We start from the raw sequence: 13,159 nt of genomic DNA on the forward strand, positions 1-13,159 counted from the left end.
ACGCCTCCGAATTTCCCGCCCGATGGGGGAGAATCGGCGGCGTGACCCCGACGAACCTGAAGATCCGGATTGACGGTGCGGCCGGTGCGGCCGCCCCGTACGAGCAGTTGCGCGCGCAGATCGCACAGGCGGCGAGGACGGGCAGGCTGCCGGTGGGCTACAAGCTGCCGACGGTGCGCGGGCTGGCGGAGGAGCTGGGGCTGGCCGCGAACACCGTCGCGAAGGCGTACCGGGCGCTGGAGGGGGACGGGGTGATCGAGACGCGCGGGCGCAACGGCACGTTCGTCGCGGCGGCCGGTGAAGGGGCGGCCCGGGAGGCGGCCGCCGCCGCCCAGGCCTACGCGGAGCGGGCGCAGCGGCTGGGTCTGACCGCGGACGAGGCGACGGCGGCCGTGCTCGACGCCCTGCGGGCCCGCTTCGGCGGGTAGCCGCGCGCGGGGCCGCGAGCCGGGTGGCCCGCGTCGGCCGATCCCTTCGGGTCAGGCCTTGTGCGGGCGCAGGCGGGCGCCGAGATGGTGCTGGAGGGGCCGGCCCATCGCCGCCATGTCCTGCGCGATCTCCAGCTCCCCGTCCCGGAGGGTGTACCGGCGCCGCATGGCGGTCACCTCCTTGGCCCGGGGCGTGCGCGCCACATGGTCGGTCGAAAGCTCGATCGCGGTGCCGGACACCCGGCCGACGTACGTCTCCACGATGCCGGTGGGATGGGCGAGGACCACCTCCAGGGAGGCGTCCGGCATGATCCGCCACCAGCCCGACTCCCGGCCCGACGGGCGCAAGGCCGTCCCCGACTCGTCGATCAGCCAGGCGCGCGACTCGTAGCGCAGGAACGGCCTGCCGTCGTGGCTGAAGGTGATCTCCTGCTCGTACCGGAAACCCTGCTCCAGGGTGGGGTATTCACCGCGCCCGCGGCCGTGCCAGCGTCCCAGGAGGGGCAGGACCGGCTCCAGCTGCGGGTGCGGCTCGGGGCCCTCGCCGAGCACGTGGCTGTCGGGGTACGGATTGTCCTGCGCCGCTTCGAACACGGGGCACTCTCCTGTTCGGTGTGTCCCGGGCGCGGCGGTCCCGGCTGCCCGGGCAGCCCCGCGCCCGGGGTTCTCGTCGGGCCCCATTGTCCTCGGCACCGCCCCGCGGTCGGCAAGGACCGGCCCGACTACAGGTACAGGCCCGCCTCCGCGCCCTGGCCCTGCGGCGGCAGCAGGGACGCCGGACCGGCGCCCCGGCGCAGGGCGAAGAGCTCGGCCAGCGTGGCGCCCTCCCGGGAGACGCCCTCCTCGGAGCCGAGCCACTCCACCGCCTCCCCGTGCGTCAGCCGCCCGACCTCGATCCGGGCCAGGCACCGCCCCGGGCGGACCACCGCGGGGTGCAGCCGCTCCAGGTCCTCGTTGGTCGTCACCCCCACCAGCACGTTGCGGCCCTGCCCCAGCAGACCGTCCGTCAGGTTGAGCAGCCGGGACAGCGCCTGCCCGGCGGTGTGGCGGGCCTCGCCGCGGATCAGCTCGTCGCAGTCCTCCAGCAGCAGCAGCCGCCACCGGCCCTTCGAGGTGCCCTCGTCCTCGCCGATCGCGATGTCCATCAGGTAACCCACGTCGTTGAACAGCCGCTCCGGGTCCAGGACGCAGTCCACCTGACACCAGTCGCGCCAGGACCGGGCCAGGGTCCGCAGCGCCGAGGTCTTCCCGGTGCCCGGCGGCCCGTGCAGCAGGAGCAGCCGGCCGGCGATGTCGTCAGGGGTGACCTTCATCAGGCGGTCCATCGCCCCGGCCACCGGCGCCGTGTAGTTCTGCCGTACCTCCGCCCAGGTGCCGGCCGCGATCTGGCGGGTCGTCCGGTACGGGCCGCGGCGCGGGGAGACGTACCAGAACCCCATCGTGACGTTCTCCGGCTGCGGTTCGGGCTCGTCCTGCGCGCCCTCGGTGGCCTCGCCCAGCACGCCCGCGGCGAGTTCCTCGCTCACGGCCGTCACCGTCACGTCCGCGCCCCGGCTCCAGCGGGACACGAGCACGGTCCAGCCCTCGCCCTCCGCGAGGACGGCGCTGCGGTCGGAGTCGCGCGCCGAACGCAGCACGGTGGCCGAGGGCGGCAGCAGGGTCGCCTCGGCCTTCACCCGCTCGATCGAGACGCTGTGCGAGTAGGGCTGCTCGCCGGACGCGAACCGGCCGAGGAACAGGGCGTCCACGACATCCGACGGAGAATCGCTGTCGTCGACGTTGAGCCGGATCGGCAGTGCGTCGTGCGGCTGGGATGGCATGGCGCCCATGATCCGGCACGAAGTGGCCCCGTGCACCTGTGTTTCGCCGGATCGGGTGCCCAAGTTCCCTCTTCAAACGCACTGCCCGTGAAGGTTCGGGAGGTAACCCTGCCCCGAATATTCTTGGCATGAACACTTCCAGCCACCCTCGGCTCCTTGTACCACGGACTCAGGAGTAACCCCCACAAGGAGCCGCACACATGAGCATGAGAATGTCGCGTCGCTTCGCAGCCCTCACCTCCTCCCTGTTACTCGCCGCAGGCGCCGCCCTGTTCGGCGCCGGACAGGCGGCCGCCGCCTCGGCCGACTTCGGTTACGTCGCCCTCGGAGACTCGTACTCCTCGGGCGTCGGCGCCGGCAACTACGACAGCGCGAGCGGATCCTGCAAGCGGACCACCCGCGCCTATCCCGCCCTCTGGGCCGCCGCCCACTCCCCGCAGACCTTCTCCTTCGCCGCCTGCTCGGGCGCCCGCACGGGTGACGTCCTCTCCGGGCAGCTCGGTCCGCTGAACTCCGGCACCGACCTCGTCAGCATCACCATCGGCGGCAACGACGCCGGGTTCTCCGACGTCATGACGACCTGTGTGCTCCAGTCCGAATCCACCTGCATCAGCCGGGTCAACCAGGCCAAGGCCTACGTCGACTCCACGCTGCCCGGCCAGCTCGACCAGGTCTACAACGCCATCCACGGCAGGGCGCCGGGTGCCCGCGTGGTGGTCCTCGGCTACCCGCGCTTCTACAAGCTCAACGGAACCTGCGTCACCGGCCTCACCGAGGGCGAGCGTTCCGCCATCAACGGCGCGGCCGACTACCTGAACGCCGCCATCGCCAAACGCGCCGCCGACCACGGGTTCACCTTCGCCTCGGTCGCCGGCGCCTTCACCGGCCACGAGATCTGCTCCGGCGACGCGTGGCTGCACAGCGTCAACTGGGTCAACATAGGCGAGTCGTACCACCCGACCGCCGCCGGACAGTCCGGCGGGTACCTGCCGGTCCTGACCAACGCCGCCTGACCGCCGTCACCGCTCCGGAGCGGGCGCCGGGTCCGGCGGTGCCATACCCGGTGAGGCGCTCGGCGACGTGCTCGGACCGGGGGAGGCCCCGCCCGTCGGGGCCTCCTTCCCGCACGTCACGGAGAACTCCACCCAGTCCGAGGCCGTCGCCGCCGGGCCCCGTACCTCCAGCCGGACCGCGTCGCGGAAGGTCGCGTTCGGGAAGTGGGTGAGCTCGGTGTGGTCGAGCCGGCGAACGGCGGCCTCCTGGGCCCCGTACGTGACGGTCCGCCAGCCGGGGCCGGAGGTGAGCCCGCTCCGCGTCGCCCAGCGGTACTCCAGGGTGGCGGGCGTACGGTCCACCGTGAGGTCGGCGGTGAAGGCCGGGGCCGCCGAGGCGGCCGGCGGGCAGCTCCCGCTGTAGCTGTCGCGGACGGCGCGGACGGCTGCCGTGGCCCGCGGGACGGGTGTGGCCGAAGGCGACGCGGAGGCCGAAGCCGACGCCGAGGCGGATGCCGAGCCCGAGGGGGCCGCCGAAGGGGAGGCCGCTCCCGTCGCTCCCGTGGACGCGGAGCCCCCGCCCGCCGGTCGCCCGTCTCCCGGGCCCGCGGCGTCCCGGTCCCTCAGCAGCAGCCATCCCAGCGCGGCCAGGGCCAGCAGCAGCACCACGATCCCCAGGACCAGCACCACCCCCGCCTGTCCCTGCCGGGCCGGGGCCGGCGCCGGCCCCGGCAGCGGGGCCGCCAAGGGCGCCGTCCGCCGCGTGGCCCCCGCCCCCTCGTGCCGGTGCTGCACGACGGCCGTGGGGGCGTCCGGCCCCGACACCGGCCCGCCGGCGTCCCGTACGGTCCCGCCCGCGCCGATGATCCGCAGCATCCGGGCCGCCTCCGCCGCGGGGAGCCGCTCGTCGGGATCCTTCCGGAGCAGCCCCTCCAGTACGGGCGTCAGCGGCCCCGCGCGGCGCGGCGGCGGCAACTCCTCGTCCGCCGCGGCCCGCAGGGTCGCCAGCGGCGTATCGCGCCGGAAGGGCGAGACCCCCTCGACGGCCGCGTAGAGCATCACCCCGAGCGACCACAGGTCCGATGCGGGCCCCGGCTCACGTCCCGCGGCCCGCTCCGGTGCGAGGAACTCGGGGGAGCCCACCACCTCTCCCGTCATGGTGATCGCCGCGGAGCCCTCCAGCCGCGCGATCCCGAAGTCGCTCAGCACCACCCGCCCGTCGTTGGCCACCAGCACGTTGCCGGGCTTCACGTCCCGGTGCAGCACCCCCGCCTCGTGCGCGGAACGCAGCGCGGCCAGCACCTGTTCGCCGAGGTGCGCGGTCCGCTGCGGGGTGAGCGGTCCCTCGGCCTCCAGCACGTCGGCCAGCGACAGGCCGCGCACCAGCTCCATCACGATCCACGGCCGGCCGTCCTCGGTCGCCACGTCGTAGACCGTGACGACCCCGCGGTGCGAGACCCGGGCCGCGGCCCAGGCCTCCCGCTCCAGGCGCCGGTACATCCGGCCCACCTCTGCCCCGTCCAGCCCGGCCGGTGCCCGGACCTCCTTGACCGCCACCTCGCGGCCCAGCAGTTCGTCGCGGGCCCGCCACACGATGCCCATGCCGCCCCGGCCGAGCGGACCGAGCAGCCGGTAGCGGCCCGCCAGGACACGCCCGGACCCGGCGTCCGATTCCCCGTCCCCGCCACGCATGTCGTCACTCATACGAGCCCCCCAGGCGCATCCGCGTGTTACCGGGCAATCACTCCACGTTAGCGCAGCGCGCGCCGCGTGGCCCTTGCGGCGGCAGAACCACCGCCCGGCCCTCCCTCAACCCCCGTGGTCTATGCGGAGAGTAACGGCCGACTCCGCTGAGTAACCGTCAACTCCCCGTTGCATAGGGGTAATTCACACCACCGGGATACCCGAGGGCGATGCGGGGACGATAGGGTTACCCTGCCCGGGCCGGGTGCCCTCGTACGGGTGGGGAGAGATCATGGAACAGATAGCAATGCGCAGCAGGCCGCCTCGCGTGCCTGCCATCACCTGCGGCAGCAGTGCGACCAGCTCGCGCCTCGACCGCCACCTCGCCGTGCTGGGCGGACCCGCCGTCCCGCACCGTGAGGTCGCCGAGGCGACCCTGCTGATGCGCGAACTCACCTCCCGCGACCACACGCACCGCCTGCGGAGCCGGAGCGCGCGCGTCTCGCTCTTCGCGCCGCTGCGCCGTCTGCGTCGCACGCTCTTCGGCAGCCGCCGCTCGTAAAACGTCCCCGACCCCCCGGAAGTTTCGCCCCCGGCCCTACGCAACCACACCGTCCCGGCGCAGTGTCGTGATCTGCGCGCCCGTCATCCCCAGGGCGCGCAGCAGGGTCTCGGTGTGTTCGCCGAGCGCGGGCACCGCTCCCATCCGCGGTGCCGCGCCATCCGGCAGTCCGATCGGCGGCAGCAGCGCCCGCAGCGGCCCGGCCGGTGAGCCCACCTCACGCCACCGGTCCCGGGCCGTCAACTGCGGATGGTCCGCGAGCTGGGCCACGGAGTTCAGCCGCGCACAGGCGATGCCCGCAGCCTCCAGCCGTTCGATCGCCTCGCCGGCGTCCAGTGGGGCCAGGGCCTCCGCGACCACCGCATCGGTCTTCTCCCGGCCCCGGGTGCGTGCCGCGTTCGTCGCATACGCCGGATCATCGGCCAACTCGGGGCGTTGCAGCACCCCTTCGGCCAGCCGCCGCCACTCCCGGTCGTTCTGCACCGACAGCAGCACCCGGTCCCCGTCCGCCGTGGGGTAGGCGTCGTACGGGGCGATCACGGCGTGCGCGAGACCCGTGCGCACGGGCTGCTCCCCGCCGTGCATCGTGTGGTGCAGCGGATGCCCCATCCACTCCGCGAGCGCGTCCAGCATCGACACCTCCACACGGCCGCCGCGTCCCGTGGTCCCGCGGCGCAGCAGCGCCGCGAGCACTCCCGAGAACGCGTACATGGCCGCGGCGATGTCGGCCGCCGGGATGCCCGCCTTGACGGGCTGCTCCGGGGTGCCGGTCACCGAGACCAGCCCCGCCTCGCACTGCACGAGCATGTCGTAGGCGCGCTTGTGGGCGTACGGGCCCTCGGCGCCGTAGCCGGAGATGTCCACGGCGACCAGCCGCGGATACCGCGCGCACAGGGCCGCCGAGTCCAGCCCGAGCCGGGCGGCCGCGCCCTGCGCCAGGTTCTGTACGAACACGTCGGCGCCGTCCAGCAGGCCGTGCAGGATCTCCAGGCCGCGCGGATCCTTCAGGTCGAGCGCGATCGACTCCTTGCCCCGGTTGGCCCACACGAAATGCGAGGCCAGCCCCTGGGCGGCGGTGTCGTAGTCCCGCGCGAAGTCACCGCCGTCGGGCCGCTCGACCTTGACGACGCGGGCCCCGAGGTCGGCGAGCTGGCGGGTGGCGAAGGGGGCCGACACGGCCTGCTCCACCGCGACGACGGTGACGCCGTCGAGGGGGAGGGGTTCTGCGGGCTGCGGGGCGGGAGGAGTGACAGACATACAGCCTGCCTACCGGTTCCCACCCCGCCCTGTCATCGGACACGGGGTCGCATTCCGATCACGGGTGTGGCCCGTCCGCAGTGTTCCGTACGGCGCAGCGCCCGGTCCCGCACCCAGTCCCGCTCAGTCCCGGCCGCGTGCGAACCGGCGCGCGGCCGGAGGTGCGCACAGGGCCAACAGCACCAGCGACCAGAGCAGGGCCCCCGCGACGGGATGCGCGGCCGGCCAGGCGGCGCCCGGCTCGGGCTCGCCGCCCGGGTTCCCGCACAGCGTGCGCACCGCCGTCGCGACCGCACTGATCGGGTTCCACTCGGCGACCGTCCGCAGCCACCCGGGCAGCCCGGCGGTCGGCAGGTACGCGCTGGACAGCATCGGCAGGACGAAGGTGGCGCTGCCGAGCTGGCCCGCCGCCTCCTCGCTCTTGCTGAGCAGGCCCAGGTACGTCCCCGCCCACGCGGCGGCGAAACGGAACAGCAGGAGCACGCCCAACGCCCCCAGCGCGCCCGGCAGTCCGTTCTCGATGTGCCACCCCATCGCCAGCCCCACCAGCATCAGCGGCACCATCGACACCGTGGTCGTCAGCAGATCGGCGGCGGTCTGCCCGAGCGGGACGGCCGCGCGGCTCATCGGCAGGGTCCGGAAGCGGTCCGTCACCCCGCGGTGGGCGTCCTGTGCGGCCGTGAACATGCCGGTCATCAGGCCGTTGGCGGCGGTGGCGGCCAGCAGCCCCGGCACCAGGAACTCGCGGTAGTCGGAGCCCGGCATGGCGAGCGCGCTGCCGAAGACGTAGCCGAAGAACAGCAGCATGACGATCGGCATGGTCTGGGTCAGGACCAGCAGCGCCGGAGCATGCCGGACCTTCTGCAGTTGGCGGGTGAGGACGGCGCCGCCGTCCGACAGCAGGGTGCTCATGCCGCGTGCTCCTCGGGGGTGGCGGTACGGACCTGGGTGAGACGCAGGAACACCTCGTCCAGGGTGGGCGGGCGCAGGGCGGCATCGGTGACCGCCACCCCGGCGGTGTCGAGCGCGCGGATGATCCGGGGCAGCGTGAGCCCGGTGTCCAGCACGCTCACCCCGGCGGTCAGGCGCTCCTCGTCGAGCACGGGCCGGCCGCCGGTGAGCTGGTCGAGTACGACGGCCGCGCCCGCGAGCGCGTCCGCCTCGGCGACGGTGACCTCGGCGCGGGCGCCGATCCGGGCCTTGAGCTCGGCCGGGGTGCCGGTGGCCACGGCCCGGCCGTGGTCCACCACGACGATGTCGTCGGCGAGCCGGTCGGCCTCCTCCAGGTACTGGGTGGTGAGCAGGACCGTCGTGCCCTCCGCGGCCAGGTCCCGTACCGCCGTCCAGATGTCCTCGCGGGCGGCCGGGTCCAGGCCGGTGGTGGGTTCGTCGAGGAAGAGCACGCGGGGGCGGGTGATCAGCCCGGCGGCCAGGTCCAGGCGCCTGCGCATACCGCCCGACCAGGTGGAGGCCACCCGGTCGGCGGCCTCGCCCAGCCGGAAGCGGTCCAGCAGCTCATCGGCGCGGGCCCGGCCGGACCGCCCGCGCAGCCCGGCGAGGCGGGCGAACAGCCGCAGGTTCTCACGGCCGGTCAGATCGCCGTCGACCGAGGCGTACTGGCCGGTGACCCCGATGGCGCGGCGGATGGCGCCGGGGTCGCGGGTCACGTCGTGGCCGGCGACGAGGGCGCGCCCGCCGGAGGGCCGGGTGAGGGTGGTGAGGATCCGGACCGCGGTGGTCTTTCCCGCGCCATTGGGGCCGAGGAGTCCGCAGACCGTGCCTTCGGGCACCGCCAGATCGAGACCGCGCAGGGCGTGCACCTCGCCGAAACGCTTCTCCAGTCGCTCACTAAGTACAGCGTACGTAGTTGTCATGGAGGCACCCTAACGCACTACGTACGGTGTACGTAACTAGCATGGGGGCGAGGACGAGGTGATGAGCGATGACAGCCAGCGGGCGACCCGCCCAACCCGAGGTGATCTGGGCCCGCCCGCAGCGGGCCGGCCGCGGCCCCCGGCCGGCGCACAGCCGCGAGTCGATCGCGGCCGAGGCCGTGCGGATCGCCGACGCGGAGGGGATCGAGGCCGTCTCGATGCGCCGCGTCGCGGCGGGGATCGGCGCGGGGACGATGTCCCTCTACAACTACGTGCCGCGCAAGGAGGACCTGTACGAGCTGATGGTCGACGCGGTCAGCGGCGAGTACGCACTGCACCCGCCGACCGGTGACTGGCGGGTCGACCTGCTCGCGCTGGCCCACCAGACCCGCGCGCTGATGCACCGTCACCCCTGGCTGCCGCGGCTGCTGTCGCCCGTCCACGGCTTCAGTCCGAACGCCCTGCGCTACCTGGAGCACTGCCTGGACTGCCTGGCGCCCCTGGAGGTGCCGGACGGGGAGAAGCTGGAGCTCGTCGCGGCGGTGAACGGCACGGTGGCGACCTACGTGGCGAGCGAACTGGCCATGGCCGAGCGCGCCCGGTCGCTGCCCTGGAGCGAGGCCGCCGAACAGGACGCACGAGCGGCCTACCTGGGCTCGTGCCTGGCGACCGGGCAGTACCCGAGGCTGGCGGCCGCCTTCGGTGCGAGCCATCCGGTCGCGGCGGCGGCCGCAGAGCCGGACGCGGTGTTCGCGCGCTGGGTGTCCCGGCTGCTGGGTGCCTGGGACCCGGCCTAGACGTCGGCGCGGCCGGCCCGGGGGCGGCCGCGCGGGCCCGCCGTCGGTCGGCCCTCGGCTCCTCCGTCGGCCCACCGCCGGCTCCCCGCCGGCGACCTCAGAGCAGGGCGAACTGGCCGCCCGGGCCCTCCTCGTGGTGGTCCAGTACGGAGGCCGGGCGGCGGGACCAGCGCGGCGGCGGCAGTACGCCCGCGGCGCCCAGGGCGGCGGCGGGCAGCAGCGGCCCGGGCGTGAACTCCGCGCGTTCCGGCGCCAGATCGGCCAGCAGAGCAAGGGTGGTGACCAGCGCCAGCAACTCCGAGGTCCAGGCCTGCGGCCAGGCCGCGGGTCCGATCGCCTCCAGCCCCTCGGCCTCCGGGTCGCGGTGCGCCGCGCGGGCGGCGAACCACGCCTCCAGCACCCGGGTACCGCCGGGCGCCTCGTACGCCCAGGCCCCGGCGGGGACCGGGGAGATCGTCCCGGCGCCCAGGCCCAGCGTCTCGCTCTGTGGGTCGTACACGAGCCCCTCCGGCCAGGCCGGGACCGCCGAGCGGACGTACGGGCGGCGCCCGCCGGGCAGTCGGGGCGGCTCGCCTGCGGGGCCGCCGCGCAATTGGACGGTGAGGATGCGGTGGCCGAGTTCCAGGCCGGCCCGCCAGCGCCCGGGGTCGGCGGTGAGCGGGACCTCGTACCCCCGGGGCCCCGGGCGGCCGGCGGCGAGGATCCAGCACAGCACGTCCTCCGGGGCGACCCGGCAGCCGTAGCGCTCGCCGAGCAGGGGCAGCAGTCCCGGCGCGAGATTGGGCTCCCCGCCGCCGGGACGCCGGTGCAGGGGGCGGATCCGGCCCAGGCGACCCACCGGAAGGTGCGCGGTGACCAGCAGCTCGGGAGTCTCGACGGAGAAGAGCTGGTGCTCGTCCAGGACCCGCCACAGCTCGGGGCGGGCCAGGTCGATCAGCCGCTGGTCGGGCAGCAGCCACTGCTCGTCGAACGGCTCGCGCAGCACCCGTACCGGCTCCGGGCAGGGCCCCGGTGCGTCGGCGAAGCGGGCGGTGGCCGGGGAGCGCCGGCCGGGCAGCGCCGCCGCCCCGGCAGCGGGCGTACGGGCGCGGCTCGGGCGGAACAACCGCTCCTGCTCCCGTTCTTCGGCGCTGGTCAGGGCCGCCCAGCGGGCACGGAGGGCCGCCGGGTCGGGAGCCGCGACCCAGGCCCGGCCGAGGCGCAGGGAGCCCACGGCCCAGGGCATCAGATCGTCCAGCAGGGGTACGTCTTCGCTCACCCGGCAGATGGTAGCGACGGTGTCCCGGAGCTACGCTCCTTATGTACGGAACGTGTGGAATGCGCGGCGATCAGTCGCCGCGGCCCACCGATTCGAGGAGACGGCCATGAGTCAGTACGACGAATACTCGACTCCGTCGCAGGCCGAGGGAGAGCGGCTCGACGAGGACATGGACGAGAAGGAGAAGAAGCAGCGTCACGCGGAGACGATGCGCACCACCCCGTCCCAGGCCGAGGGCGAGCGCGGCGCGGACGACGACGAGAAGAAGTGACGACGAAGCGGAAGAGCGCGCAAGCGGCGCCGTCCCCGCTCCGGCTCAGTGGGCGTCGACGGTGACCGTGAACGAGAACCGGTCACCGCGATAGCGGATCCGCGCCACGTCCACGACCCGGCCGTCCTCGTCGTACGTCACGCCCGTGTAGTGCAGGATCGGGCTGAGCAGCGGCACCTGGAGCAGCTCGGCCGTCTCCGGGTCGGCGAGGCGCGCCTCCACGGTGTCCGTGATCCGGCTGATCCGCACGCCCACCACGTCGCGCAGCACCTTCGTCATCGGCCAGCGGGCGAGATCGGCCAGATCCACGGCGTCCGCGATCTCCGGCCGCACGGCGTTCTCCGCCCAGTTGGTCGGCTCGCCGCTCTCCCCGTCGTGGCGCAGCCTGCGGTACGTGACGACCTCGGGGATGTCCGGGAAGTGCTCCAGGAGCTCCCCCGGCACACCCGTCCGTGCATGGCCGAGAATCGTCGTACGTTCGCCCGACTGCTGCGCCACGATCGCGTCGACCGAACCGAGCAGCCGCACCGGAGCCCCGCGTCGCGCCCCCGGCTCGATGAACGTGCCGCGCCGCCGGTGCCGGCTGATCAGCCCCTCGCCCTCCAGCTCCTTCAGCGCCTGCCGCATCGTCAGCACGCTCACCCCGTAGTGCTCGGCGAGCTGCTCCTCGGTGGGCAGGCGCAGCGAGGCGTCCGGGGTGCGCCCCAGTATCGAGGCGCGCAGTGACTGCGAGACCTGGTACCAGAGCGGCAGCTTCCGGTTGAGTACGAGCGAGTCGGGGGCGAAGGCGGTCACGGGTGGTTCTCCGTACGGGAGGCGCGGGGGCGTGCGGCGGGCTGCCACCGCATCCTAGGCGCGGAAGTGGCGTTCGAGCCCCTGCCAGACGTCGTCGTACCCGCGCTGGAGGTGGTCGGCGCCGGCCGCCTGGGAGGTGGTGGTGATCGGCCAGCGGGTCTCGAACATGAAGGCCAGACCGTCGTCGATCTTCTGGGGCTTCAGCTCGGCGGCGCTGGCCCGGTCGAAGGTCTCCCGGTCCGGTCCGTGGGCCGACATCATGTTGTGGAGGGAGCCGCCGCCGGGGACGAAGCCCTCGGCCTTGGCGTCGTAGGCGCCCTCGATCAGGCCCATGTACTCGCTCATCACGTTGCGGTGGAAGTACGGCGGGCGGAAGGTGTCCTCGCCGACCAGCCAGCGCGGGGCGAAGACCACGAAGTCGACACCGGCCAGGCCCGGGGTGTCGGAGGGCGAGGTCAGCACGGTGAAGATCGACGGGTCGGGGTGGTCGTAGCTGATCGAGCCGAGCACGTTGAAGCGGCGCAGGTCGTACACGTAGGGGACGTGGGTGCCGTGCCAGGCGACGACGTCCAGCGGGGAGTGGTCGTAGGTCGCGGACCAGAGGTTGCCGCAGAACTTGTTGACCACCTCGGTCGGGCGCTCGTCGTCCTCGTACGCCGCCACCGGGGCCTTGAAGTCCCGTGCGGCGGCGAGGCCGTTGGCGCCGATGGGGCCGAGGTCCGGCAGCTCGAAGGGGCGGCCGTAGTTCTCGCAGACGTAGCCGCGGGCGGGGGCGTCGTCGTCGAGGAGCTCCACGCGGAAGCGGATCCCGCGCGGGATCAGGGCCACCTCGCCGGGACGGGCGCTGAGCAGGCCGAGCTCGGTGCGCAGGAGCAGGCCGCCGCGCTCGGGGACGATCAGCAGCTCGCCGTCGGAGTCGCTGAACACCCGGTCGGTCATGGAGGCGTTGGCGGTGTAGAGGTGGATGGCCATGCCGGCGCGCTGGGTGGCGTCGCCGTTGCCGCCGAGGGTCCACAGGCCCGCGAGGAAGTCGGTGCCGGGGGCCGGGTCGGGGAGCGGGTTCCAGCGCAGCCGGTTGGGGTCGGGGGCCTCGGTGAAGGGCGCGGTGCGCAGGGCGCCGTTGTCGGTGCGGGTGAAGGCGGGGTGGGCGGCGGAGGGGCGGATCCGGTAGAGCCAGGAGCGGCGGTTGTGGCGGCGGGGCTCGGTGAAGGCGCTGCCGCTGAGCTGCTCCGCGTACAGCCCGAGGGGCGCGCGCTGGGGCGAGTTCCGTCCGGGCGGGAGCGCGCCGGGGACGGCCTCCGAGCTGTGCTCGTTGCCGAAGCCGGTGAGGTACTCCAGCGCCTCCGCCGTCTTCCTGGCCTGCTCGCTCATGGGGGTGCTCCCGCTCTGTCGAAGGAATCCTATGCTTGACAGTAGGATTCT

The 13,159-nt window shown here is 73.9% G+C and carries 14 protein-coding genes; 5 read left to right on the forward strand and 9 right to left on the reverse strand.

Annotated features, from left to right (window positions below):
• Positions 1 to 41: 41 nt before the first annotated feature.
• Entirely contained in the window at positions 42 to 428 is a 387-nt protein-coding gene (locus AB0B01_RS10070) for a GntR family transcriptional regulator (RefSeq protein ID WP_361715169.1), read from the forward strand.
• Positions 429 to 479: 51 nt separating this feature from the next.
• Here the strand turns inward: AB0B01_RS10070 and AB0B01_RS10075 are convergent, their stop codons facing one another.
• Together AB0B01_RS10075 and AB0B01_RS10080 are read right to left on the reverse strand one after the other, a co-directional pair.
• Positions 480 to 1,022 carry an FABP family protein gene (locus AB0B01_RS10075; protein ID WP_361715172.1) on the reverse strand — a complete coding sequence of 181 codons (543 nt, stop codon included), beginning with the start codon at positions 1,020 to 1,022 and terminating at the stop codon, positions 480 to 482.
• Between the two features lie 128 nt (positions 1,023 to 1,150).
• Positions 1,151 to 2,257: a DUF5925 domain-containing protein gene (locus AB0B01_RS10080; protein ID WP_361715175.1), complete on the reverse strand. Its 1,107-nt coding sequence runs from the start codon at positions 2,255 to 2,257 to the stop codon at positions 1,151 to 1,153.
• Positions 2,258 to 2,454: 197 nt separating this feature from the next.
• Here AB0B01_RS10080 and AB0B01_RS10085 point away from each other — a divergent pair, with 197 nt between their 5' ends.
• The gene (locus AB0B01_RS10085; RefSeq protein ID WP_361715359.1) at positions 2,455 to 3,261 is read left to right on the forward strand and encodes an SGNH/GDSL hydrolase family protein; all 807 of its coding nucleotides are present in this window, start codon (positions 2,455 to 2,457) and stop codon (positions 3,259 to 3,261) included.
• 6 nt (positions 3,262 to 3,267) lie between these two features.
• Here AB0B01_RS10085 and AB0B01_RS10090 read toward each other — a convergent pair whose 3' ends face one another.
• Positions 3,268 to 4,944: a serine/threonine-protein kinase gene (locus AB0B01_RS10090; RefSeq protein WP_361715178.1), complete on the reverse strand. Its 1,677-nt coding sequence runs from the start codon at positions 4,942 to 4,944 to the stop codon at positions 3,268 to 3,270.
• 271 nt (positions 4,945 to 5,215) lie between these two features.
• Here AB0B01_RS10090 and AB0B01_RS10095 point away from each other — a divergent pair, with 271 nt between their 5' ends.
• Entirely contained in the window at positions 5,216 to 5,485 is a 270-nt protein-coding gene (locus AB0B01_RS10095; protein WP_030870537.1) for a hypothetical protein, read from the forward strand.
• Between the two features lie 36 nt (positions 5,486 to 5,521).
• Here AB0B01_RS10095 and AB0B01_RS10100 read toward each other — a convergent pair whose 3' ends face one another.
• The 3 genes from AB0B01_RS10100 to AB0B01_RS10110 all read right to left on the reverse strand — a co-directional run bounded on the left by AB0B01_RS10100 (position 5,522) and on the right by AB0B01_RS10110 (position 8,616).
• On the reverse strand, positions 5,522 to 6,742 hold the full coding sequence (locus AB0B01_RS10100) for a CaiB/BaiF CoA-transferase family protein (protein WP_361715181.1): 1,221 nt from the start codon (positions 6,740 to 6,742) through the stop codon (positions 5,522 to 5,524).
• Between the two features lie 123 nt (positions 6,743 to 6,865).
• Positions 6,866 to 7,654, reverse strand: a complete 789-nt coding sequence (locus AB0B01_RS10105) for an ABC transporter permease (RefSeq protein WP_361715184.1) — start codon at positions 7,652 to 7,654, stop codon at positions 6,866 to 6,868.
• Entirely contained in the window at positions 7,651 to 8,616 is a 966-nt protein-coding gene (locus AB0B01_RS10110; protein WP_361715187.1) for an ATP-binding cassette domain-containing protein, read from the reverse strand. Before AB0B01_RS10110 ends, AB0B01_RS10105 begins: the two co-directional genes overlap by 4 nt.
• 68 nt (positions 8,617 to 8,684) lie before the next feature.
• Between AB0B01_RS10110 and AB0B01_RS10115 the strand changes: the two genes are divergently transcribed.
• A complete protein-coding gene (locus tag AB0B01_RS10115; RefSeq protein ID WP_361715190.1) occupies positions 8,685 to 9,413 on the forward strand; it encodes a TetR/AcrR family transcriptional regulator C-terminal domain-containing protein in 729 nt (242 codons plus the stop codon).
• Between the two features lie 97 nt (positions 9,414 to 9,510).
• Here the strand turns inward: AB0B01_RS10115 and AB0B01_RS10120 are convergent, their stop codons facing one another.
• Positions 9,511 to 10,638, reverse strand: a complete 1,128-nt coding sequence (locus AB0B01_RS10120) for a type ISP restriction/modification enzyme (protein ID WP_361715362.1) — start codon at positions 10,636 to 10,638, stop codon at positions 9,511 to 9,513.
• 139 nt (positions 10,639 to 10,777) lie between these two features.
• On the opposite strand from AB0B01_RS10120, the gene AB0B01_RS10125 reads away from it, so the two are divergent.
• Positions 10,778 to 10,942 (forward strand): hypothetical protein, encoded by a 165-nt coding sequence (locus AB0B01_RS10125; protein ID WP_361715193.1) that lies wholly within the window; start codon positions 10,778 to 10,780, stop codon positions 10,940 to 10,942.
• Between the two features lie 45 nt (positions 10,943 to 10,987).
• Here AB0B01_RS10125 and AB0B01_RS10130 read toward each other — a convergent pair whose 3' ends face one another.
• Together AB0B01_RS10130 and hmgA are read right to left on the reverse strand one after the other, a co-directional pair.
• Positions 10,988 to 11,737 carry a GntR family transcriptional regulator gene (locus AB0B01_RS10130; RefSeq protein WP_361715196.1) on the reverse strand — a complete coding sequence of 250 codons (750 nt, stop codon included), beginning with the start codon at positions 11,735 to 11,737 and terminating at the stop codon, positions 10,988 to 10,990.
• A 54-nt stretch (positions 11,738 to 11,791) separates the two neighbouring features.
• Complete coding sequence (gene hmgA / locus AB0B01_RS10135; protein ID WP_361715199.1) at positions 11,792 to 13,108, reverse strand: homogentisate 1,2-dioxygenase; 1,317 nt, start codon at positions 13,106 to 13,108, stop codon at positions 11,792 to 11,794.
• Between the last annotated feature and the right edge of the window lie 51 nt (positions 13,109 to 13,159).

The organism is Streptomyces sp. NPDC044571, assembly GCF_040647115.1.
Taxonomy (GTDB): Bacteria; Actinomycetota; Actinomycetes; order Streptomycetales; family Streptomycetaceae; genus Streptomyces.